This window comes from Streptococcus sp. P25B114, assembly GCF_053010325.1.
The window spans coordinates 109086-133074 of the sequence record NZ_JBRKNW010000003.1 but is presented as its reverse complement, the minus strand read 5'-3'; the positions used below and the strand labels follow the sequence as shown (position 1 = coordinate 133074).

22 protein-coding genes and 4 pseudogenes are annotated in these 23989 nt (G+C 40.8%); 4 read left to right on the top strand and 22 right to left on the bottom strand.

Translation table 11 applies throughout. The features are described 5' to 3' along the window. Positions 1-108 (top strand): annotated as a pseudogene (locus tag ACVC7T_RS02655) (IS30 family transposase); the annotation flags it as partial. On the opposite strand, the gene ACVC7T_RS02650 reads toward ACVC7T_RS02655, so the two are convergent. The 12 genes from ACVC7T_RS02650 to rplK form a co-directional block, all read right to left on the bottom strand. Continuing rightward, the gene (locus ACVC7T_RS02650; protein WP_447262430.1) at positions 79-615 is read right to left on the bottom strand and encodes a GNAT family N-acetyltransferase; all 537 of its coding nucleotides are present in this window, start codon (positions 613-615) and stop codon (positions 79-81) included. The pseudogene ACVC7T_RS02655 and the gene ACVC7T_RS02650 overlap by 30 nt on opposite strands. Next, a complete protein-coding gene (locus tag ACVC7T_RS02645) occupies positions 605-1627 on the bottom strand; it encodes a PhoH family protein (RefSeq protein ID WP_172009316.1) in 1023 nt (340 codons plus the stop codon). Before ACVC7T_RS02645 ends, ACVC7T_RS02650 begins: the two co-directional genes overlap by 11 nt. 318 nt (positions 1628-1945) lie before the next feature. Next, positions 1946-2161, bottom strand: coding sequence for a YozE family protein (locus ACVC7T_RS02640; protein ID WP_105111139.1), 216 nt, complete (start codon positions 2159-2161; stop codon positions 1946-1948). Between the two features lie 731 nt (positions 2162-2892). After that, entirely contained in the window at positions 2893-4242 is a 1350-nt protein-coding gene (locus tag ACVC7T_RS02635; protein WP_394718626.1) for a DUF1958 domain-containing protein, read from the bottom strand. A 59-nt stretch (positions 4243-4301) separates the two neighbouring features. After that, complete coding sequence (locus ACVC7T_RS02630) at positions 4302-5222, bottom strand: 2-dehydropantoate 2-reductase (protein WP_105161048.1); 921 nt, start codon at positions 5220-5222, stop codon at positions 4302-4304. Positions 5223-5232: 10 nt separating this feature from the next. Further along, positions 5233-6087: an RNA-binding virulence regulatory protein CvfB gene (gene cvfB / locus ACVC7T_RS02625; protein WP_447262429.1), complete on the bottom strand. Its 855-nt coding sequence runs from the start codon at positions 6085-6087 to the stop codon at positions 5233-5235. Between the two features lie 162 nt (positions 6088-6249). Then, complete coding sequence (frr, locus tag ACVC7T_RS02620) at positions 6250-6807, bottom strand: ribosome recycling factor (RefSeq protein WP_105111144.1); 558 nt, start codon at positions 6805-6807, stop codon at positions 6250-6252. A gap of 23 nt (positions 6808-6830) precedes the next feature. Then, complete coding sequence (gene pyrH / locus ACVC7T_RS02615) at positions 6831-7562, bottom strand: UMP kinase (RefSeq protein ID WP_161943050.1); 732 nt, start codon at positions 7560-7562, stop codon at positions 6831-6833. A 104-nt stretch (positions 7563-7666) separates the two neighbouring features. Beyond that, the gene (gene yghU / locus ACVC7T_RS02610) at positions 7667-8455 is read right to left on the bottom strand and encodes a glutathione-dependent disulfide-bond oxidoreductase (protein WP_447262428.1); all 789 of its coding nucleotides are present in this window, start codon (positions 8453-8455) and stop codon (positions 7667-7669) included. Between the two features lie 11 nt (positions 8456-8466). Next, positions 8467-8754, bottom strand: coding sequence for a hypothetical protein (locus ACVC7T_RS02605; protein ID WP_125265738.1), 288 nt, complete (start codon positions 8752-8754; stop codon positions 8467-8469). A gap of 93 nt (positions 8755-8847) precedes the next feature. Continuing rightward, a complete protein-coding gene (gene rplA, locus ACVC7T_RS02600; RefSeq protein ID WP_004194879.1) occupies positions 8848-9537 on the bottom strand; it encodes a 50S ribosomal protein L1 in 690 nt (229 codons plus the stop codon). A 43-nt stretch (positions 9538-9580) separates the two neighbouring features. Continuing rightward, entirely contained in the window at positions 9581-10006 is a 426-nt protein-coding gene (gene rplK, locus ACVC7T_RS02595; RefSeq protein ID WP_105161053.1) for a 50S ribosomal protein L11, read from the bottom strand. A gap of 155 nt (positions 10007-10161) precedes the next feature. Between rplK and ACVC7T_RS02590 the strand changes: the two genes are divergently transcribed. Beyond that, entirely contained in the window at positions 10162-10515 is a 354-nt protein-coding gene (locus ACVC7T_RS02590; RefSeq protein ID WP_105161054.1) for a DUF3397 family protein, read from the top strand. A 37-nt stretch (positions 10516-10552) separates the two neighbouring features. Here ACVC7T_RS02590 and gloA2 read toward each other — a convergent pair whose 3' ends face one another. The 6 genes from gloA2 to ACVC7T_RS02560 all read right to left on the bottom strand — a co-directional run bounded on the left by gloA2 (position 10553) and on the right by ACVC7T_RS02560 (position 18533). Next, the gene (gene gloA2 / locus ACVC7T_RS02585) at positions 10553-10939 is read right to left on the bottom strand and encodes an SMU1112c/YaeR family gloxylase I-like metalloprotein (RefSeq protein WP_447262427.1); all 387 of its coding nucleotides are present in this window, start codon (positions 10937-10939) and stop codon (positions 10553-10555) included. Further along, on the bottom strand, positions 10939-13287 hold the full coding sequence (locus tag ACVC7T_RS02580) for a DNA translocase FtsK (protein ID WP_447262426.1): 2349 nt from the start codon (positions 13285-13287) through the stop codon (positions 10939-10941). Before ACVC7T_RS02580 ends, gloA2 begins: the two co-directional genes overlap by 1 nt. A 117-nt stretch (positions 13288-13404) precedes the next feature. Continuing rightward, the gene (gene greA / locus ACVC7T_RS02575; RefSeq protein WP_257117986.1) at positions 13405-13887 is read right to left on the bottom strand and encodes a transcription elongation factor GreA; all 483 of its coding nucleotides are present in this window, start codon (positions 13885-13887) and stop codon (positions 13405-13407) included. A 74-nt stretch (positions 13888-13961) separates the two neighbouring features. Beyond that, the gene (gene mltG, locus ACVC7T_RS02570) at positions 13962-15782 is read right to left on the bottom strand and encodes an endolytic transglycosylase MltG (protein WP_447262425.1); all 1821 of its coding nucleotides are present in this window, start codon (positions 15780-15782) and stop codon (positions 13962-13964) included. Positions 15783-16009: 227 nt separating this feature from the next. Then, complete coding sequence (locus ACVC7T_RS02565; RefSeq protein ID WP_447262424.1) at positions 16010-17500, bottom strand: nucleotide sugar dehydrogenase; 1491 nt, start codon at positions 17498-17500, stop codon at positions 16010-16012. 433 nt (positions 17501-17933) lie between these two features. Continuing rightward, a complete protein-coding gene (locus ACVC7T_RS02560) occupies positions 17934-18533 on the bottom strand; it encodes an ADP-ribosyltransferase (protein ID WP_447262423.1) in 600 nt (199 codons plus the stop codon). Between the two features lie 98 nt (positions 18534-18631). Here ACVC7T_RS02560 and ACVC7T_RS02555 point away from each other — a divergent pair. After that, a pseudogene (locus ACVC7T_RS02555) lies at positions 18632-18774 on the top strand (IS30 family transposase); the annotation flags it as partial. Between the two features lie 96 nt (positions 18775-18870). Further along, a pseudogene (locus tag ACVC7T_RS02550) lies at positions 18871-19830 on the top strand (DDE-type integrase/transposase/recombinase). Here ACVC7T_RS02550 and ACVC7T_RS02545 read toward each other — a convergent pair. The 4 genes and pseudogenes from ACVC7T_RS02545 to ACVC7T_RS02530 form a co-directional block, all read right to left on the bottom strand. Then, positions 19801-19941: pseudogene (locus ACVC7T_RS02545) on the bottom strand (IS30 family transposase); the annotation flags it as partial. The pseudogenes ACVC7T_RS02550 and ACVC7T_RS02545 overlap by 30 nt on opposite strands. Before the next feature lie 69 nt (positions 19942-20010). Next, positions 20011-21210 carry a Coenzyme F420 hydrogenase/dehydrogenase, beta subunit C-terminal domain gene (locus ACVC7T_RS02540; protein WP_447262422.1) on the bottom strand — a complete coding sequence of 400 codons (1200 nt, stop codon included), beginning with the start codon at positions 21208-21210 and terminating at the stop codon, positions 20011-20013. 144 nt (positions 21211-21354) lie between these two features. Further along, complete coding sequence (locus ACVC7T_RS02535; protein ID WP_447262421.1) at positions 21355-22845, bottom strand: lipopolysaccharide biosynthesis protein; 1491 nt, start codon at positions 22843-22845, stop codon at positions 21355-21357. Between the two features lie 35 nt (positions 22846-22880). Next, positions 22881-23969, bottom strand: a complete 1089-nt coding sequence (locus ACVC7T_RS02530; RefSeq protein WP_447262420.1) for a polysaccharide pyruvyl transferase family protein — start codon at positions 23967-23969, stop codon at positions 22881-22883. Positions 23970-23989 lie beyond the last annotated feature (20 nt).

The following is a 23989-nucleotide window of genomic DNA, read 5'->3' as shown; positions in this document are numbered from 1 at the left end:
ACAAAAACGACCCCGAAAGAAATCGCTTTTATCGAAAATTGGATCAATAACTATCCCAAAAAATGTTTGGGCTACAAGTCACCGAGAGAATTTCTTATAGGTGGCTAACTCGGAATTGAAATTTGCCCTCTTTTCCGCTATACATATCTGAATAGATTCTACAGTTTTCTCAGCAACTCTTTCAAAGCACTGCTTTTGCCAAAATCGACTGGCCTGTGGATTGGCCACCACATAGCCTAGTCTGACTTTTTGGAAATACTGTCCTAACTGACTTTCTAGCTCTGCCATGATTTTGGAACCTATCCCCTGACCGGCCAAGCTACCGTCCACCATAAAGAGACCAATGTAAGCTATCTGGTCATCAGGATAGCCGGCAATCAAATCCAGCACTGCCATCAACTGATTGTCCCACCAGTAACCGACAAAATACTTATCTGACAGGTCCTTCCCAGGCGGACAATCGACTAAATCTTGCCGCAAACCTTCCAAACTCGGACTAGGCGGATGATGTTCAAAATAGAGGGGATTGGTCTGGTAAAGAACCAAAACCTGCTCTAAGTCAGCTTCAGTTAGCTTTCGGACTTGATAATGATTTGAAAATTGACTAATCTTCATCCTCTTCGCTCCCACTAGGCTCCCCAATCACCTCAAAACTTGCTCGGCTATCTGCTGCTAATGCATCTTGTTCGTAAGCATTGATAATCTGGGCAACAACCGGATGACGGACCACGTCCTTGGCAGAAAAATAGACAAAATCAATCTGCGAAATATTTTTCAATTTTTCCGTAGCATCAATTAAACCAGACTTGACCTTACGAGGTAGGTCAATCTGACTAATATCCCCGTTGACAATCATCTTGGAATTAAAACCGAGACGGGTCAAAAACATCTTCATCTGCATGATAGTAGTGTTTTGCGCCTCATCCAGAATGACAAAGGCATCTTCCAGCGTCCGCCCCCTCATATAAGCCAAAGGTGCAATTTCGATAATCTCCCGCTCCATGAGACGAGTGGTCTGCTCCTTACCCAAAATCTGATAGAGGGCATCGTAAACGGGACGCAGATAAGGATCAACCTTCTCCTTCAAATCCCCCGGCAAAAAGCCCAGACTTTCACCAGCCTCAACCGCAGGACGAGTCAGGACAATCCGCTTGACCTGGCCACGCTTGAGGGCGGTGACAGCCAAGGTCACAGCCAGGAAGGTTTTTCCCGTCCCAGCTGGACCGATACCAAAGACAATATCATGTCGCTTGACAGCATCCACATAAACCTTCTGCCCCAAGGTCTTGACACGAATAGGCTTGCCAGTATTGTCCTTAATGATTTCTTCCTCATAGAGGGCGACAAATTTTTCGATTTCATCATTTTTGGCCATGGAAATAGCCGTCACCACATCTGGCGTTGACACAGTTAGCCCGCGATTGACCAAGACCAAGAGGGACTGGATGACCAGACGGGCCTGCTCAACATGGTCAGCTTGACCAATGACCTGGACCTTTTCTGTCCGAGCATGAATGACCACTCCCAGCTCCTGCTCCATCAGACGCAAATGGCGCTCATTGGACCCAAAAAGACTAAAACTATCATCCGGATGGCTGAGTTGAATATCAATAGAATGTTCTTGCAAAGACTTGCTCCTTTACCTGTGCTTTTCTATTATTATACCAAAAATCTCTCAAACTGGCCTTGTGAAAACAAAAAGAACAGAGAAGATCACCTCTCTGCTCCTATGGAGACCGTGTTCATTATATAAAGGGATTAGGTTATAAAGGAATAAGTAGATCTCCACGATTTTCGTAAGGAATTATTCTTACACTTGTATTATAACCCTATTTAGTGATAAATTGCAACTAAATGAACATTAATTTTTTATTTTTATGTATATTTTACATTTTTGCTTTTATATTAGTATGATTATATGAAACAATCCTATATGCAGAGTAGGCTAATGGGCCATATAGTCCTCCCAAATGGCGTCAAAATCAGACATTGAAAAAGCAAAACTGGCCGACTCCTCCAAAAAGCGACTGACCTCATCAAAATCCGTTGATTGCTTTGGGAAATCATACTCTTCAAAGGCATAATCAGCCAAAATAGCCACAGGCTCGTTGGACTTGGGATTGCGCTGGGTCATCAACCAGCTATAAAAGGTTCTTCTCATTATATCCTATTCTCCTTAATAATGAAAGAATCCTTCAGTTCAGAACCAAAGGATTCTCCATAAAGTAAAACAAACTCAGTTTGTAGGCAAAGTCTCTTTTCAGACTTTCCTGAGGTGATGTTGGATGGCTCCGAAAGTCAGGGGAGTGACTTTCGGAGGTTGGAAATAGAACGAACGCAGTTCGATTCATTTAGTCAGGGGAGTGACTTTCGGAGGTTGGAAATAGAACGAACGCAGTTCGATTCATTTAGTCAGGGGAGTGACTATCAAAGGTTGGAAATAGAACGAACGTAGTTCGGTTCATTTAGTCAGGGGAGTGACTATCAAAGGTTGGAAATAGAACGAACGCAGTTCGGTTCATTTAGTCAGGGGAGTGACTATCAAAGGTTGGAAATAGAACGAACGCAGTTCGGTTCATTTAGTCAGGGGAGTGACTATCAAAGGTTGGAAATAGAACGAACGTAGTTCGATTCATTTAGTCAGGGGAGTGACTATCAAAGGTTGGAAATAGGGAACTACTGAGCAGTTCCTCAAATCCTCTGTTACTTTGAGCCTAAGGTCTCAAATACTCCGAATACCTGAAACGACAACGTTTCAGGCATTTTCATCACGGCATAAAGTCCTGGTTTAGGGCTCGCTCCGCTCGCAAAATAATCTAAATTTTTATTTTTTTCTTAGCAGAGCTACTCAGTTAATTTATCCAGAATTTAGTTTATCGACATTCTAACAAACTATTTATTTCTCGAACGACTCTTGCGTCTTTCCTTAAATTGGGCACGATTTTTCTGCTCATTCCTAAAAATAAAATAGGAAACCAGAGCCAGTGGTAACAAGACCAGACTAGAACCAATCCAAGTTAGGGTGAAATTTGTTTGATTGTCAGCTTCAGCGGATTGCTTTTTGACCAAGGCCTTATTGACCGTTGCCAAGACGCCTGTATCTTCAGCCTTCACAGAATCCTGAATCAAGGGACTGACCGAATCCAAGCCATTATCCGCATAGACCTGCCCATCCTTATATACCAATTTGGGACTAGTTCCAACGGGGACAGTCGCATATAGGTCCGACTCAACCTGGTAATGCTTTCCGTCCTGGCTATGTTTACCAGCTGTCAAGACTTTCTTGTATTCAAAGTCCTGATAAGCCTTATTAATCAAGGCGTTAGCAAAGGCATGGCGCTGGAAATCAGAATTCATATCAGACCAGGTACCCACACCCATAATGACTGCAATCATCTTTTGCCCGCCTCGATCGATGGTCATGGAAATATTGAAGGCCGCACGAGGACTGGAACCGGTTTTGAGACCAGTGACCCCTTCTAAACCGTAGATATTTCCTGGTAAAGAATAATTATAGGAATTATAGGCCTGCTGGTAGGGAGTGTCCACCATCGTAACAATGACCCGATGGCGCGTATATTCCAAAATAGCAGGATATTTTTTGGTCAAATGGTAGACCAAAATGGCCATATCACGCGCTGTTGTTTGGTTGGAAGCCGAATTGTCATAACGCTTGGGACTATAGTAACCTCTAAAGCCACTTGCCCCTGCTCCTCCTGGATTGTTCCAAACAGAATTGGTCATACCCAGCTCCTTGGCCTTGGCATTCATCATGTCCATAAAAGCATCCGGATCATTGTTAGACAAGTAATTGGCCAACATGACTGTCGCTACATTGGAAGATGGTACCAAGGTCATGGCAATCAAATCACCAACTGTATAATCAACACTAGCATAGATCGGATTGTTCGAAATTTCATGGATAGCAGAAATCGCCTGGTCAGTCTCCGTTGCCCTGATAATGGTATCTTCTGTCAACTTGCCCTGACCAATGGCTTCATAGACCAGATACAAGGTCATGAGCTTACTCATACTAGCCGGATCCCTTGACTCATCAATATTATCTTGCCAAACAATATCCCCAGTATTTCCATCAATCAATATAGAAGACTTGGGCCTGTAGCCCTCATAAACCTCATAACCAGAAGCTCTAGCAATATCCATCAATTCATCTGCTTTTACTACCGGACCGCCCCAAACCAGGCAAATTAACAGTAGAGCAAGTAGTAATCTTTTCACTATAATCTCCATTGATTTTTATTGATAAACGGGAGGATAACTACAAACCCTGCACCTTCCTCCTAACGCAATCCCAACATGGCTTCCTTGGCATGAACCATGTCCGTCATCATCTGGCAATAAGGCGTTGGAATACCAACCCGCTTGCCCTTGAAAACTACCGCTCCATTCAGATAGTCAATCTCCGTCTTGCGACCATGTTGGATCAAGTCCTGATGCATGGACGGATAATGATGTGAGGCCTTTTTAGAAGTTTCCATGATGTACTTCCAAATCCCCTCTTCATCGATATTCCCTACTTCCGCACGCGCCACAGCGATAAATTCCTTGAAAATCCCCTGAACCAGATTGAGTCCACCTTCCGTTCCAAAAAGTTCCCCAATGGTACAGTCCATAATGGTACAGGTCGGATTCATGACCCCATTGACACAGGCCTTGCGCCAAATAGATTCAATCACATTCTCATCATAGGTCGCATTGAGTCCCGCTTGGTTAAACATGTCCACGATGTGGGCAACAGCCTGACCGTCCCCAGACATATTTTGCAGGAAAATGGATCCTGGTCCCTCCAGATGAGCATGACCTGGCCCCTTGAGCCCAGCCAACCAAATGGTCACTCCAACCATGATAGACTCATCTGGCACATAGCGGCGCATGGTGGTCGCATGACCCAACCCATTCAAAAGACTGAGTACCTTGGTCTGTTCACCGATAATCCCCTTAATATCCTGCAACATTTTTGGTAACTGGTCTGCCTTGGTCAAGAGGATAATCAAATCCGCCACTTCCACAGCCTCAGTCGGTTTCATAATCGGCAGCTTGACCGTCTCGTCAAAATCCCCCGTCACCTTGAGGCCATTTTCACGGATAGCCTGAATATGGTCCTCCCAATTGTCCAGCAAAATCACCTCATGATCAGTCTTAGACAGAGAATAACCAAAACGGCAACCCATGGCTCCACTACCAGCAATATATACACGCATGATTCTTCTCCTAAATCAATTCTGTCCCAATCGCATCTTGCTTGATTTTACCAGCTTTCATCAGCCCACCCAGGGCTTTTTTGAATTGCCCCTTGGAAATGCCAAAGGTGGCCTTGATGTCTTCTGGAGCAGACTTGTCATTCAAGGTCATAAAGCCGCCATTGCTTTCCAGATAAGTCAAAATCATCTGGGCATCATTTTCCAACATCTCAAATGAGCGTGGTTTGAGCGACAGATTGAGGGTCCGGTCAACAGCCCGATAGCCGATGACACGGGCCTCCAGGACCTGGCCCAAACGTGGCTCTGCATAACGCTCGCTAGGATGAATAAAACCCAGCATATTGTTGTCTGGCAAGTAAACAAAGGTCCCATTGAGTTTCAAGCGGTAGACAATGGCCTTAAGGGTCTGGTTTTGCATATTGTCATAAGCAGGACCTGCCATCTTTTGAAATTCCTCTTGAAAGGCAGGTAAAGCCCAAATTCGGTCTTTCTTGTCAACGTCCAACTTAACATAGAGCTGGTCGCCTTTCTTAGGCCAGAGTTCCTTGATGTCAGGAAGGATGTCCAAGGACACAACTACTTCCTTGTCCGGCAAGCCCGTATAAACAAAGACACCCAAGTCCTTCCTCACTTCTGTTACCGTTCCCCAGCCAAAGGTATCGCGGGTTGCTCCCACTTCCTTGGTCGTCAAGCGCAATTTCTGCTTCATATCTGTGTAGGCAAAGCCCTTGACAGATTGACCCAGCTGAAAATCCCCTTCTTCCTTGGACAGGGCAAAGGTCTTGCCATCCTTTTGGATGAAGTAAAACTGGTCATTTTGGTCGGTCACTAATCCGACAATATAGTGAGCTAGTAAATCATTCATAGCTATTTCTTTCTAGGCAACCATTGGGCGCCTGCATTTTTGGATGCTCTGCTGCTTACTCTTTAGACAAATCTCTAGGAAAACAATCAAGCAAAGCTAGCAAAAAAGGAAGGAAAGACAAGGATTCTGTAGATCTTTGTCCTCCCATTCCCCTTGTGCTGGTTAAACTTCTAAGAGTTCTTTTTCCTTGTCAGCTGTCATCTTGTCGATGGTCTTAATCGCATCGTCAGTGACTTTTTGGATATCTTTTTCAAGCGTCTTCAAATCATCTTCCGTGATTTCTTTGGCCTTCTCAGCTTTTTTGGCCTCGTCCATAGCGTCACGACGGATGTTACGGATAGCTACTTTCGAGTTCTCACCCACTTTTTTCACGTCTTTTGCCAAGTTCTTACGTGTTTCCTCTGTCAATGCAGGGATAACCAAGCGGATAACTGTACCGTCAGATTGTGGCGTCAAGCCAAGGTCAGACGCATTCAAGGCACGCTCGATATCTTTCAAGATAGACTTATCAAACGGTGTGATAAGAAGAACACGCGCCTCTGGCACTGTGATACCAGCTAACTGGTTGAGCGGTGTTGGCGCTCCATAGTAATCCACAGAGATACGGTCCAGGAGACTAGCATTGGCACGACCTGCACGGATATGGCTAAATTCACGCGCCAAGCTCTGGTGAGATTGATTCATACGCTCTTGCGCTTTGGCAATAATTTCTTTCGACATAAAATATCCTTTTCTTTTTGTTTTTATTTTTCTTCTTTGTTAGAAACGGTTGTACCGATTGGCTCACCGAAAACAACACGTTTGATATTGCCTGGCTCATTCATGTTAAAGACAACCAGGTCGATGTCATTGTCCATTGAAAGAGTTGATGCTGTGGCATCCATGATTTTAAGACCACGATGGATAACTTCACGGTGGGTCAATTCATTGAACTTAACCGCATTGGCATCCTTACGAGGGTCTGCATTGTAAACACCGTCGACCCCATTTTTAGCCATGAGAATGGCATCTGCTTCGATTTCTGCTGCACGAAGAGCAGCCGTCGTATCGGTTGAGAAATACGGTGAGCCGATACCAGCACCAAAGATAACGATACGACCTTTTTCCAAATGACGGAGAGCACGACCGCGAATGTAAGGCTCTGCCACAGACTGCATAGAAATAGCTGTTTGCACACGAGTATCCACACCAAGCTGCTTGAGGGAATCCGCCATCACCAGGGCATTCATAACTGTTCCCAGCATCCCTGTGTAATCTGCTTGTACACGATCCATACCAGCTTCTGCTGCAGGCTCCCCACGCCAGAGGTTCCCACCACCGATTACAAGGGCAATCTGCACACCAGACTCAGCCACTTCCTGGATTTCCTTGGCCATTTCCTGAACTGTCTTGATGTCAATTCCGACACCACGTTCACCAGCCAAGGCCTCTCCAGATAGTTTGATTAGAATACGTTCGTATTTAGGTTTCATCATCTCTCTCCTCTATTTCATCCTTAGTATTTTATCATAAAATCGGGGATTTTTATAGAAAAATATCTGAGAAAACGGAGATTTCCAAACGAATCCCCTTCTAAAATTTATGCATCCAATTTTTGGTACTCCACCGCCAAGCCCCGTGCAACTGCTGGACGCTTAGCAATTTTCTCCACCCACTGATTGAGGTTCTGATAGCTAGCAACATCTAAAAATTCCTTGGAACCTGGATAGAGATTGCCCTGAGCCAGACGACCATACCAAGACCAGATGGCAATATCCGTAATAGTGTATTCGTCGCCAGCAATATAGGGACGGGTCGCCAATAGTTGGTCCAATACATCCAGCTGACGCTTGGTCTCCATAGCATAGCGGTTAATCGGATATTCTTGGGCAGTTGGCGCGTAGTGATAGAAATGCCCAAAACCACCGCCAACAAAGGGTGCTGCACCAGTCTGCCAGAAGAGCCAATTGAGGACTTCCGTGCGACCTGCCCAGTCCCTTGGCAAGAAGGCATCAAATTTCTCAGCCAAATAGAGCAAAATATGAGAAGACTCAAAGACACGGACAGGATCTACCCCTGAATAATCCACCATGGCAGGAATTTTTGAGTTTGGATTGATGTCTACAAAATCTGAACCAAACTGGTCGCCTTTGCCAATTTCAATCAAAAACAGGTCATAAGCCGCATCCGATATCCCCAATTCCTTGAGTTCTTCCAGCATGATAGCCACCTTGATACCATTGGGTGTTCCAAGTGAGTAGACCTGCAAGGGCTTGTCGCCTTTGGGCAAGGTTTGCTCAAAACGGCTACCTGCGGTAGGACGGTTACCAGTCCGGTTGTCATTTTCATCTTCCCACTTCCATACCTGTGGTTTCACATAATCTGTCATTCTATTTCCTCCTATAGGCTGTTTAAACCCATGACATAGCGATTGTAGCTTACTTGCAAATCTTGGATATAGCGGGCCAATTCAACCAGTTCCTTGGGCGCCCGCCAGGTCAGAGCAGTCACTTCTGCATTGACAAAAACAGAGAGTTGATCTGCCAAGAGATAGAGATTATCCGACTTGTCTAATTTCTGCGCAAACTCCACAATCTTCTCACGCAAGACATCCGTAATAATACCTTCTTCTAAATTGTAAACAGCAGATAAATGGCTGTAAAATTCGTCAGAATTTGCTTTTCTCATACTAACCCCCTTGATATGCCTGGACATATTATACACTAAAATTCAGGTATTTTCAAACAGAAAAAGACTGCCCGAAGACAGTCCTTCTACTCATTACAATGAGTTTGGATCAACTTTGATACCAACACCTTGTGTTGTTGTAATTGATACTGAAGTCATGTACGTACCTTTAGCTGTAGCTGGTTTAGCTTTAGCCATTACATCGTGGAAAGCTTTGAAGTTTTCAACGAGTTTGTCAGCGTCAAATGATACTTTACCGATAAGAGCTTGTACGATACCTGCCTTGTCAGCACGGTAAGTGATTTTACCACCTTTAGACTCTTCAACTGCTTTAGCAACATCCATTGTTACTGTACCAGTTTTAGGGTTTGGCATCAAGTTACGTGGACCAAGTACGCGACCAAGACGTCCAACAACAGCCATCATATCTGGAGTTGCGATAACAACGTCGAAGTCCAACCAACCACCGTTGATTTTAGCAACGAGGTCATCTTCACCAACAAAGTCTGCACCAGCAGCTTTTGCTTCTTCTGCTTTAGCACCACGTGCGAAAACAAGAACGCGTGAAGTTTTACCAGTACCGTTTGGCAATACCATTGCACCACGAATTTGTTGGTCTGCTTTACGAACGTCGATGTTCAAGTTGTAAGCAACTTCAACAGACGCATCAAATTTAGCGAAGTTAGTTTCTTTTGCAAGAGCAACAGCTTCTTCTACGCTGTACAATTTTGTGCTGTCGATTTTCTCAAGAGCAGCACGCAAGTTTTTGCTTTTTTTAGCCATGTTATATGTCTCCTTGTAATCAGATAATCTTGGGTGCTACTGCTTAGTCAGCAACAGTGAATCCCATAGAACGAGCAGTACCTTCGATCATACGCATTGCAGCTTCAAGAGATGCAGCGTTCAAGTCAGGCATTTTAGTTTCAGCAATTTCTTGTACTTGTGCACGAGTAACTGTTGCAACTTTAGTTTTGTTTGGTGTACCTGAACCTTTTTCAACACCTGCAGCTTTTTTCAAAAGAACAGCAGCTGGTGGTGTTTTAGTGATGAAAGTGAATGATTTATCTTCATACACAGAGATAACAACTGGGATGATCATACCAGCTTGGTCAGCTGTACGAGCGTTGAACTCTTTAGTGAATCCCATGATATTGATACCTGCTTGACCGAGTGCTGGTCCAACCGGTGGAGCTGGAGTAGCTTTACCTGCAGGAATCTGAAGTTTTACGAGTTTTTCGACTTTTTTAGCCATGATATAAAATCCTCCTATTGTGGTTTTGGCGGTAATTAAAGATTTTTACCTCCCACAAATATGCGCATTTACACATACCTTTTTATTATACACGATTTCAGGAAAAATGCAAGCTTTATGTTTACTTTTTTTTATTTTTTTAATAGAATATAAGTATGTTATTACTGAAAATTGCAGCGGTTGTTTATCCAATTGTTACGCTGATTATTTCAATTCTATTTGTCAAATTATTAAAGTTAAATAAGAGGGGTTGGAACTTTGCTGACCTGGCTTTTCCTATGTTCGCTTTTGAATTTATCATCCTAACAGATAAGCTCTACTACAGCAGCCTGCTACCCCACCTACTGCTAGCTCTTTCTCTGCTCTTGCTGATTCTGCTAACTGGCACTCTCTATAAAAAAAGAGAATTAGACTACAAGCGTTTTTTCAAGGTTTACTGGAGAGCTGGTTTTCTCCTGACCTTTCTCATGTACATCGGTCTTCTCGTCGCCATCTTTACCCAAAAATAAGCAATCCCTCCTGAGAAATTGTCAGAAGGGATTTTTTCTATTCATGAATTTCTAATGGTAGACCATCTGGGTCAAAGAAGAAGGCCATCTTCTTGCCATCAAAATCGTCATATCGCAGGGTTTCGTGGGGAATGTCCAAGCGGTCAAACTCCGCCAGACAGGCCCCGACATCTGCGACCTTAAAAGCTAAATGCCGCAGGCCAGTGTGTTCTGGTTGAGGCATTTTGGGGCGCAAGGGAGCGTCAGGCTTGATAAAGATCTCCAAGACCAGATTGCCCTTTTTGACATTGAAAAGAATGTCATTTTTTTCTGGGCGAATATGCTCGTCCAGCTGTTCAAAGCCCAATTTGTCCACATAAAATTCTCTGGTTTTGTCATAATTACTGCCGATAATGGCTAGGTGGTGCACCGTTTCAAAGGTCATTACTGTGTCTCCAATACTTTTCTAGGTTTGGTACCTTCAGCTGGACCGATGACACCAGCTGCCTCTAATTCTTCCATCAAACGGGTTGCGCGGTTAAAACCGACCGATAGGCGGCGCTGGATCATAGATGCGGAAGCCTTTTGCGTTTCGATGACGAGGGCACGCGCCTCATTAAAGAGCGGGTCACCCTCAGAAGCTCCGCCATTGTCATCGAAACCACCATCGCCTTCTGCTACTTCGCCCGGATCAAAGGACTCGTCGTATTCGGCATCGGCCTGGTCTTTGACAAAGCTGACAATCCGCTCGACATCATCATCCGAGATAAAGGAGCCTTGTAAGCGAATTGGAGCCGACTCGCCAATAGGATGGAAGAGCATGTCCCCGCGACCGAGGAGTTTTTCGGCGCCATTTTCTCCCAAAATGGTCCGCGAATCCGTGCCCGATGCGACCGCAAAAGCCACACGAGACGGCACATTTGCCTTGATCAGACCTGAAATAACATCAACGGACGGACGCTGGGTTGCTAAAATCATGTGAATGCCCGCCGCACGAGCTTTTTGACCCAGACGGATAATGGCATCCTCCACTTCCTTGCTAGCGACCATCATCAGGTCAGCCAACTCGTCCACGATAACGACAATCAAAGGTAGGGGAATTTGTTTTTCCTCGGAACGGCTGTTAAATTCCTCAACCTTGGCATTGTAGCCTTCAAGGTTGCGGACGCCGATATGACTGAAGAGTTCGTAGCGTTTCTCCATCTCGTCCACCACCTTTTGCAGGGCGCGCGCTGCCTTACGAGGATTGGTCACAACAGGGATGAGCAGGTGGGGAATATCATTATAGACCGACAATTCAACCATTTTGGGGTCAATCATCATAAACTTGACTTGGTCAGGACTGGCCTTCATCAAAATAGAAGAAATAATACCGTTGACCGCGACAGATTTACCAGAACCGGTCGATCCTGCTACCAGCAAGTGAGGCATTTTGGCAAGGTCAAAGGATTTGACAGAGCCGTTGACTGCCTTTCCAAGCGGAATTTCCAAGAGTTTGTTAGCATCCGTCTTAGATTGTTCCCAAAGTTCACGGAATGGCACCGTAGCCACTTCGGAATTGGGCACCTCGATACCGACCAAGGATTTGCCCGGAATTGGCGCTTCGATACGGACATCTTTGGCAGCTAGAGCCAGAGCCAAATCATCCGCCAAATTGGAAATCCGATTGACACGGACACCGACAGCGGGTTTTAATTCATAACGGGTGACCGACGGTCCGATTTCTGCCCGCTCTACAACTACCTTGATACCAAAGCTTGCAAAGGTGTCTTCCAAAATCTTAATGTTCTGGCGGACCAGACGTTTTTCATTGGACTGGCTTTTAGCCTTGATAGGCGCAAAGAGGTCAATGGACGGCAATTTGTAGGCCAAGCGTTGCTTGAGCTTGGGTTTGAAGTCGATTTGAACTTCGACATCATCCACTTCTTCTGGAAGGTCGGCACTTAGCTGTGGTTCCTCATCCTCAACCAGCATAACTGGAAATTCATCTTCTACCTCTTCTAAATGATCGTATTCTGAAATAATGGGCACTTGAACTGGTTCTGCGTCTAGAATTTCACCCGTTTCCAAATCGACTGGCCTATCCAAGGCTAGTGATTCTTCTTCCTCCAAACGCAGGCGCTCTTCCTCCAAACGAGCCAATTCTAGCTGGCGTTTTTCTTCTCGCTCGGCCCGCTTCAACTCCCGAAGCTCTGCCCTTTTTAACTGGCCCTCCGTCATCTTATCCTTGAGAACTGCCAGGCCATCGGCCACATCGTAGACAGACCATGGACTCATAAAGAAAATACCAAAGGCAATCAAGAGAAGACCGATGAAAAAGGAGCCTAGATTAGAAAATAGGAAGGCAATGGGCATATAGAAGGCGCTACCCAGCAGGCCTCCACCCAAAAACTCCTTGACCTGAAAACGCGACAGCTCATTCAAACTCAGCCGCAAACTATAGGTAAAGAGGTCCGACCCACTGTAAGAAACATCCAAATAGGCCTGAAAGCCTATCAGGAGACCGGCCACAATCAGGTAAAAGCCCGAAATCATCCCTTCTCTGCGCTGCCAAAATTGGGGGAAGACAAAGTAGACTAGAAGTCCTGCCAGGACTAGATAGGATAGGCTACCAAACAGCAGGCGGAAGACATTGTAGGCCGTCACACCAAAGGCACCCAGCCGACTAGCTGTCAAAATAATGAATAGAACGCCGAAAATCCGAATCAAGATTTTTTTGACCCTGTCTTGTTGGGCTATTTCAGCCTTGGTCGGCCGCCTTGTTTTCTTTCCTTTTTTATTTGCTTGTTTCATTACAACCTCAACTTTCTCAATCTCTTTATTTTACCATATTTTTAGTCCGAATTCAGGCTAGAAATGCAGGTACTGACGAGACGAGAAAGAGAGAATCTTTCGACTCTCCCCACACTTTTATTTTGTCTTTTCAACATTCAAGATTTTCACCTGGTAGCTTCCAGCTGGTGTCTCAATCAGAGCAACATCTCCAGTCTTCTTACCAATCAAGGCATGACCGATAGGACTTTCATTTGAAATCTTATTGGCAAAGGCATCCGCACCAGCAGCACCAACGATGTGATAAACATCTTCGTCTGTCTCACCAATTTCTTGAACTGTAACGGTCTTACCGATAGCCACTTCGTCTGCTGCAACAGCATCGCTATTGACAATCTCCGCATAACGAATCTTGTTCTCGATAGTTGAAATTTGACCCTCTACAAAAGCCTGCTCATCTTTAGCTGCTTCGTATTCAGAGTTTTCCGAAAGGTCTCCGTAAGAACGGGCGATTTTAATACGCTCCACAATCTCCGGACGACGGACCAACTTCAGTTCTTCTAATTCTTTTTCCAACAATTCCTTTTCTTCCAAGGTCATTGGATAGGTTTTTTCTGCCATTTTTACTTCCTTTTCATGTTTGTCAGGGATGAAAACAAAATTATGCGGAAAATCCACATAATTTTGCCTCAACCTTATTGATTATTTAATTTGCTATTTACGTGTGTTTCAACGTTTTGATTGTGCTCGTCAAATGAAGCGGTAAAATACACTTCTCCAGTCGTCACATCTGCTACAAAGTAGAGATAGTCTGTCTGGTTTGGATTGATGGTCGCCTGAATAGCTGCTAAACTTGGACTTCCTACAGGACCAGGCATTAGACCCAGGTGTACGTAGTTGTTATAAGGTGAATCAATCGCAGTGTCGATTCCTGCATCCTCAGCCAAGGTTGTCTTCTCACCCAATTTGCCCATTGCATACAAAACAGCGATGTTAGACTGCAAAGGCATGCCAATGTTCATACGATTGTAGAAAGTGCTTGCGATATTCCGACGGTCCTCGTCTGTAGAACCTTCCTTTTCAACCAGTGAAGCCATGGTCAATACTGAATTCACATCCAAGCCCTTGTTTGGAAGTTCCGCATAGTATGGTTGCAAGGCAGTATTGGTCGCCGCAATCATATCTTCTACCAATTGCTCAACAGTCGTGTCTTCGTAATACTCATAAGTAGCTGGAAAGAGATACCCCTCCAACTGATACTTGACACCACTATCCGCTGCAGGCAGGCTTGCAAAGAGGTCTGGATAAGTCTCTGTCATTCGCGTGATGAAAGCTGGGTCCTGAACCGTTGCCATAAAGGCATCCGAGCTAAATGGAGATTCCGTTTTTTCATCCTCTGAAGCACTATTTTGAGTAATCGCTTGGGCAATCTGCTCAATAGTGTACCCCTCAATAACCAGGATTTTACCTGATACAGGTTTTTCAGCGACTGGAGTTCCACCCTCTTGCAACTTCTTAGCCAAATCTTCTACAGACATGGCCTGGTTCAAATTATAGAAACCACTCTGGAAGCTATTATAGCTCTTTAATTTAGAGAAGTAGTTAAAGACTGTCGCATTCTTAATCAGCTTATTTTCTAAAAGAATTTGACCAATTTGACTAGTAGAAGAACCTTCTGGAATTTCCACTTGAATAGTCTCTGAAGCTTCCACATTGACTGGTTCTAAGCTTGACTTGACATAGAAGAAACCAGCAACCAAGGTAGCCACCAGGGCCAAGGCAACTAAGGAAACAATGGTCCCGACAATTTTCTTAGCTGTTTTATCTTGTTTCTTCTTAACTTGCTTGGTCGCACCGCGTCTTCTTGCCAAGGGTTCTTCCTTTTCAACAACAGGAGTCACTGGTTCAGGTTGAGGAGTTACTGCAGGAGCAACCTCTACCTCATCTCTTGTAAATACCGGCTCATCTTCCAATGGAGGTAAAATCATCGGTTCAGGTTGAGGAAGTGGCTCTTCTTCGGCTATTTCCGGATAATCCATTCCAGCCGCAATGGTCCGCAACTGTTGCAGACTGCGCTCAACCGTATCTTCCAATGGAGGTTCTACTGTCTCGTTCCCCTCTTCTTGAGAAAATTCTGGCGCGATTGGAGGCAGTTCAACTTCTTCTTCCTTGACCGACAAATCCACTTCAACCGCTTTCGGAGGCAAATCTTCTGCAATCTTTGGTATAACCTTTGTTTCTTCAAGGCCAACCTCGTCCTCAAAAGCAATCTTGTTAATCCGAATGGTTTGTGGCGCTGTTTCTTTTGTTTGTTCCAAGGCTTCTGTCAAAGGCAGATGCGTTGGAGTTGCTTGCTTCTTCTCTGTAGATTCTTGTAAGGATTCAACAATATCCTGTCTACTCGGAAGGTCCGAATCTGTGTTTTGGCGTTTTGATTTCAATTCCTCTAGTTCTCTTAATATCTGATCACGAAAACTAGCAGATTGTGTGTCTTTATCTTCAAAATCCTTTGGCACAATACTACTCCTTTCACACAATTACCCTTTATTATATCTTAAAAAAATTACAAAATCAAGGAATTTAAAGCCATTAACACGACATTGTATGAAAAAATGCATGCAACCATTTTCTGATAACATGCAACGTTTTTTTATCATTATTTCATTCAATTCTCCAAGTTATTAGTGACAACTGAACGTTTTGCGGGATTCCCATAGCACACGTTGAGGAGACAGGAATTCCCTTAATCCCGTCTAAAAATATCCCGTGTATAGACTTTGTCTGCCACATCATCCAAACTGACATCATAGCGATTGGCCACAATCGCCTGGCTCATTTCCTTAAATTTCTTTAAGTTGTTGACAACTTTGGAGCCAAAGAAGGTCGAACCATTTTCCAAGCTAGGTTCAAAAATTATGACCTTAGCCCCCTTGGCTTTCAAGCGCTTCATCACCCCTTGTATCGAACTCTGACGGAAATTGTCCGAATTGCTCTTCATGGTCAAGCGATAAATGCCAATCGTAATCTCTTTCTCCACTTCCTGATGAAATTGATCATGGCCTGAATAGTCGTAATATCCTGCCAATTTCAAGACTTGATCGGCAATGAAATCCTTACGAGTACGGTTGGATTCCACAATGGCAGTCATCATATTCTGAGGGACCTTATCGTAGTTTGCTAAAAGTTGTTTGGTATCTTTAGGCAGGCAGTAGCCCCCATAGCCAAAGGAAGGATTGTTATAATGTTCTCCAATACGAGGATCCAAACCAACCCCACGGATGATGGATTCGGAGTTCAAGCCCTTCAGTTCTGCGTAGGTATCCAATTCATTAAAGTACGAAACCCGTAAGGCCAGATAGGTATTGGCAAAGAGCTTGACTGCTTCGGCTTCAGTTGCCCCCATATGCAGGACCTCAATCTGGTCTTTCAGAGCACCTTCTTGCAAGAGCATCGCAACTTTTTTGGCACCTGCAATAACTTCTGGAGTGTCATCGGGTTCAAAGGAAACGATGATCCGAGAAGGATACAGATTATCGTATAAGGCCTTGGATTCCCGTAAAAATTCTGGACTGAAAAGAATGTTCTTGGTACCAAACTTTTTACGAACCGACTGCGTAAAGCCTACAGGAATGGTGGACTTGATGACCATTAGAGCTTGAGGATTGACCTTCAACACTGTCTCAATGACTGCCTCCACATGACTGGTATCAAAATAATTCTCCGCGCTATCATAATTGGTCGGTGCAGCTATGATGACAATTTCGGCTTCTTTGTAGGCTGTTTCGGCATCCAAGGTCGCAACCAAGTCCAGGTCCTTTTCCGCCAAATACTGTTCAATGTAGTCGTCCTGAATCGGTGATTTCCTAGCATTGATCAACTCAACTTTTTCAGGAATCACATCGACCGCCACTACTCGATGGTGTTGCGCCAAGAGAACGGCATTAGACAGACCGACATAGCCCGTACCTGCGACAGCAATTTTTGTTTTGGGAATTGTTACCTCTGTGCCTTCATTTTGAGCAACAAACAAGGAGAACAAATCAAAGTCCAAGGTCTGAGCCAAGCTCTCCAACTGAGGAATAGAAGGAAGGTAGTCCTCTTGCTCAATCTTACTGATCATAGCACGATTAATCCCAGTCGCATGAGCCAGTTCTTGTTGGGAGTAGCCTAACTGTTTTCTTTTTTTAAAAATTATCGATTTAAATTTTTCAACTGAAAACATAATGTTGCTCATCCTAACACCTCATCAAACAAATGATATACAGAGTATACCATTTGTTACAATCAACTGCAATTTGTATGATCTGAATTTATCAAACAATAATTGCAGAGTAAAATTTCAATTCACTCAATATAGAAGACTAACTTTATTACTAAATTCCTTTATATTTTTTATTAGCCTATTAATTCTATCACCTCTATAAATATATTATATCGATAGTAACAGGTTCATGAAATTCAGTCAATATTAGATGACTATTTAGATGATGGATTTACAAGATTTATAGTAGGACAAGCAATCTTATATCATGACAACGCTTTACTCCAGTACTTTCAATTTTGAAGACATTTTAGACTACTATAAATCATTTCTGACTTTTACCCATAATAGTCGACGTAGAGCTAGTATTGTACGATTACGTTTTCAGTAATAGCTCTACAAATGATTAATCTGTAGTAATCAATTTGCAATTGTAGTAGTGTTTGTCCTTTGATAATATTTTTAATTTCGCACCCTTGGTTACAATGACTTCGTAAAAATAATTTTCATTATTAACCCCTCCGACATAAATTGCGCGAGTTCCCTTAGGGACAAGTATGCGGATTTTCGTTTCATAGTTTAATTCTGCCCCTTTGATCAATGAAGTATTTAAAAATGCTTTATCATATAAATCGATTCCTTCTATACCTTCTGCCGCTCTCATATTTGTTATAAATACTTCTGGACAAATTCCTCGATATAACACAATATCTTTTTTTATCTCTTTTTCGGCAAAGGCTGCTAAAAATTTTTCAATGTCTGGATGCTCCTCACCTCTACGTAGAATTGGATTGATATATTCTGCACAATAATGTGCTAGCTGATATTCCACTGTAAACTCATTACTATTTCCAAGAAGAAAGGTTAAAGGTTCACTATTTAATATCTCTGCTACAAACTGATCCATTGAATTAACGTCAGGAGCTAGCTCATCCCATTTTTTATCATAATTATGGATATAATTCTTAATTCTCCAAATACATTTTTTCAATATAGAAAATCTCATTTTTCTTTTCCCCAATTCTAATAATTTTTGTGATACTAACAGTATGCCACAAAATTTCTCTACAACTGACCTATTAGGTGATAAAAAGAGAAGACCAAGAGGTCCTCTCAAAAACTATCATTGCATTGAAAACAAACGGACGAAAAGCAAATGATACTATGATATCCCTTAATTATACTTATCTTAAGTTCCCAACCATCTCTTTAAGTCAATAACTTTTGATTGTGGGAAAATTTTTTCTTGTAGCGTTACAATAGATGTGAGACTTCTAGAAGTCAAAAAGAAGATTCCCTGATATGATAAGAGTACCACCACTCATCAAAAAAGGAATCTTCTCATGACTTGTATATCACAAAATCTTCGCTATTTACCACATACTCTAGAAACACGTTACCACGCTGTTAAAACCTACCAAAATGGTGCCTCTGTCGCCTTCATCTATCGACGTTACAAAGTTTCAAAAGCCTCTCTTATGCGCTGGAATAAGTGATTTGATGGAACTAAAGAATCGCTGAAAGACCGATCTCATCGCCCTCTAACACCGCATCCAAAGGCTCATACCCAGCAAGAACTGACATGGATCAAAAATTGTATCCGCAGAAATTCAAACGCAACACTCATCGAAATCTTCTACAAGCTCAAAACCAACAAGGGATATGATAGGCACCCTTGCTCGCTCTTTCGAATCTTGAGAAGGCTGGATTTCTTCAAATCCCCTAAAACAAAGAAAAAACCTTATGTACCGAAACCATATGACACGCCGACTAAACTCGGTATCAAGTGGCAAATGGATGTCAAATACGTACCGACTCACTGCTATACAGGAAAACTACCTGACAAGTTCTACCAGTATACCGTCATTGATGAGGCCAGCCGAGAACGCTTTGTATTCCCTTTCAAAGAGCAGTCGTCCTACTCAACTGCTCAGTTCGTCAAAATGGCTATTAAACACTTTGGTTACAAACCCAAAATCCTCCAAACGGATAATGGCTTCGAGTTCACCCATTTCAAAGAAACCAAACAAGTTCACCCACTAGACTTACTTTGTCAGGAACTGGGTATGGAGCACAAGCTGATTCGTCCTCGAACACCAAGACATAATGGCAAGGTTGAACGCAGTCATCGAAATGATAACCGACGTTTCTACCAGTACTTGAACTTCTATTCCTATGACGACCTCATCAAGCAGATGAAAACCTCTCTGTACCGTTCCAATCGACTCCCTATGCAGACTTTAGGCTGGAAATCGGCAAATTTAAATTCCGAGTTAGCCACCTATAAGAAATTTTCTCGGTGACTTATAGCCCAAACATTTTTTGGGATAGTTATTGATCCAAATTTCGATAAAAGCGACTTCTTTCGGGGTCGTTTTTGTGGTTCCTTTCGAAAACCACCGTCGGATAAGCCTAAGAATTTACTTAGTCTTAGTTTGATATAATGTGGGTTAAAACAGTGAAAACTTTTTTTAAACCACTATTTATGATAGCAATCTGATTAATTTGTTAGTGAGTAAATATATAAATTGAAGAGGTTTCATTCTGTTGATAAAATAATTGATGTCCCCTAATTCTTCAGCCCTTTTAAAATATATATGACTACGAATTGAAATAATTTCTCGCAAATCTTGAATTAATCTTCTTCCAAACGATATATTATTTGAAGACTGAACTCTTTTTATTGGATAATCAATCCCTTCTTTATCACGTTTATATAATCTATATGCTAACTCTTCATGAGTATGCCTATAATGCGATTCTTGAGATTGATATATCTTTTCAACATCCACAATATCTAGTTTTATCTTACCTAAATTTAAGGACTCACGAATAATTTTATCAAGAATCGTATTACGAACAATAATAATATTATTACCTTTACTATCTGAAGTATATTCTGGAAGCCAGGCGTCACCTAATACAATATCAGCTGTTTCATTAAATACATCATCTGAATAATCTGAAGCAAACGTTTTAAACCAACCTTGACCCCAGTCTTGTCCCATTAAATCAGAGATTGGAGAGATTTTTTCTACATAACGATTGTTTATATATCCATGTATCTCAATTCCATAGTCTGACGAACGTCTTCCTTCTAGTTTTTTTCTATAGTTTATATATGTAATATCACCCGGTTTAAATCCTAGCTGCCATCCTAAAAAATCCGTAAATTTACTACTTTTTTGATGACCGCACACTAAACCAATCATAAATTTCAATCTTTTGTCAATTATAGGATCTTTCTTTGAAAGCAACCTTAAAGCATATATAAAACTTGGAATTCCAATAACAGCATATCTACCTGGTGTTTCTTTAACAATTTTTAAAATATTTGAAAGTTCTACAGGGTAATATTTGGTCTTTGCACCTTCTCTAATCTCATCTAAACTATTTGAAATTTGATAGGAAAACATGACATCTGTACCATTTTTATTTTCTTTAACATGAATTACACCATCAATCAAATCATTTTCAAAGAGTTGTTTGAAAATCCAAGTACCAAAACCACCTGAACTCGCTTTCTCTCTGTAACTTCCCTCCAAAACATGACCAATATAAAGCGAAGTATAGTAACCGATTTTTTTATCAAAATTAATATCTTCTGTACTACCGAAAAGCTCTGTTGCAACTAATGACTCATTTAGATTAATGGTTGCATTGGGCGATAAGCCTTCTGTCATAATCGAATCATCCTCTTCATACACTCCAAATTCATTCAATTTTATGTCTGAATTGTAGAAGTATGAACACACTCCGCTAGCTTCATTATAGGACTTTAAGCTACTCCCATATCTAAAACACTTTTTCAAAATTTTTTCCTTTCACTATTTTATAAAACTACGCAATAATAATTTTTCTTCTGAATTTAATCCAAAAACTAACAAAAAGAATGCATACAAAATGGAGTAAAATAGAGAAAAAATTAAAAAATTATATATATTATTTATATCAAAAAATGATAAAGTTACTATTCCAGCTATCACTGGAAAAATGAGTGCTTTAAAAATATTTAAGATTTGAATCCAAAATTGTTTGATATCCAGTTTAATTATATTTTTATAATACCAATTCATTATCAAACCGTTTCCAACGATATAAGAAAGACTTGTTCCAATTGATGCGCCAATTGCACCATAATCTGGGATTAAAATGAATGAAATTGTAACATTAAAAATAGCGATTACAAAATACAACCACGATCGAAACATATGTAAATTCTTTGCTCTTTGTATTTCAATACCAATATTCTGAATTAGTGGGATTAATATCGGAAACATTAATAGTAATGCAACAAAGTAAGCATCAGCAAAATCTTCACCTGCCCAAATTTTTATAAAAAATTTTCCAACAAATAAGAATAATGAAACTACAAAAAATAATAGCATAAACTGAATTCGACCTAACTTTATAAATAGATCAGAAAACTCACTATTCGATACCCTCGCTTCCTCCATCTTATGCACTCTAGGAATATATAAAGTCGATATCGTTGTCGAAATTTGAACAAAATATGTTTGTAAATTATAACCAATATTATAAACAGCTACACTTGAACTTCCAATAAGTCGTCCTAACAAAATAGTATCTACATTATTATTAATCTGATCTACAATCAAATTGATAAAGATAAATACTGAATATTTACCTACCTCAAGAACAGTTGCTATATGTAAATTTGAAAAATCAAATTTCATATTTAGAAATTTTAATGAGTAGATTAAATAAAGTATTGAAGCCAAAATATTTGAAAAGATAAGAGAAATAATGACACCAGTAGAGGCATATCCCATAAATAACAAAGGTAAGCTAATAAATGGACTAGAAATTTGCTTAACAATTTGAATACAATTTTGCACTATGAACGACTCTGTAGCAATAACATAATTACTAAATATTAAAGTTCCAAACGAAACAAAAAGATTAAATATCAATAGGTATAGTAGAATTTTTGTTTTTTCAAGCTCCTCACTATTTAAACCAGATCCAAAAATCACTCCTAAATTTTGTGAAATGATAATTCCACAAATAGTAGCAATTGCTCCTAATATCAGAAACAGAATTAAAAAAGTTCCGTTGATTATTTTTGTAGTATTTTCTTTTATACTCTTAGAATAGAATCTAACGTATGCACTTGAAAAGCCAAAATCTAGTATCGCTAAATACGATACTATAGATTGAGCAATACTATAAATGCCGTACTCTGTAGTTCCCAATACTCTAATCATTATGGGTAAAAAACCAAAATTTATTGCCATACCAATTATCTTTGAAATGTAGGAAAGAATGACACCGAATTTTATTTGTTTAGTATCCAATTGAACTCCAATCTAGCTATTTTATTTTCTACAATCTATAATTTAAAAGCATTTTTTAGATAATCACTTGCTTTTTTTTGTTCACTTTGTAATACTTGACTAACATTTTTATTTACGAAACAACTAAAAAATGTTTCAATTTCTTCAAATTTCATCGTTTCCCATTTGCGATTTTCTAATTGAAATTTACTAAGTAGAGTTTCAATTCTTGAGTTCATTGATACACCTATATTTATTCTACCACAAACAATAAAATTCTTTTGAAAAATTATTGAAAAGACTACTCCATGAAATGAGTCTGTGAAAAAAAGATCAGTATTTTTAATATAATTAATAAATTCAATAGGAGTAATTGAGAAATACTCTACATCAGAACGATTATTTAAATTAATAATTTTACGACCTGTTTTTTGAGCAATAAAATTTATCTTTTCTTCAACCTCACTTGATATAGGTCCTAAAAAATATGTTAAAATGTAATTTGTTTGTCGAGTCAATGATTCTGATAAAATTAATTCTTCCCAGTTTTCTTTTGGCAATATCATTGTAGGATCGAGTAGAACTTCAGCATTTCTATTACTTAATTCTCTAATAATATTTTTTCCTTGCTCTTCCCTAACTGATAAATGAGAAAATTGGGCTAACCATTCTGAATATTGCTTAACAAATTCACTTGGTATACTAGATACTCCAAAACTTGCACTAAAAGCTATTTTTTTTTGATTGTCGGCAAATGTTAAAAAATCGATTTTGCTACCAAATCGAAATTCTGGATTCCAAACTTGGTCACTCCCCACAACAAAGTAATCATAATAATTATTGAAATCACTTGGAATATTATCAGGACTTATTGTGAATTGTGTCTCAGGAATATACTTGTTTGTAAAATCTTTAAATACCTCTATCCTTTCCGAGTAAATCTGTTCATAAGACTCTTTTCGTAATATTTTCTTTCCTAATTTTTTTATCTTGCTTAATAAATTATTATTTATAATAACTGGTGAATTTTTAATCGTCTCACACTCTAATCCAAGATTTGAAATGATTTTATGAACTGCATAGTTTTGGAGTCTATTCCCATAATTTGCATAATCATTGATTGTAATGATACCTATTTTTTTCAAAATTTAATCCTCCTAAATGT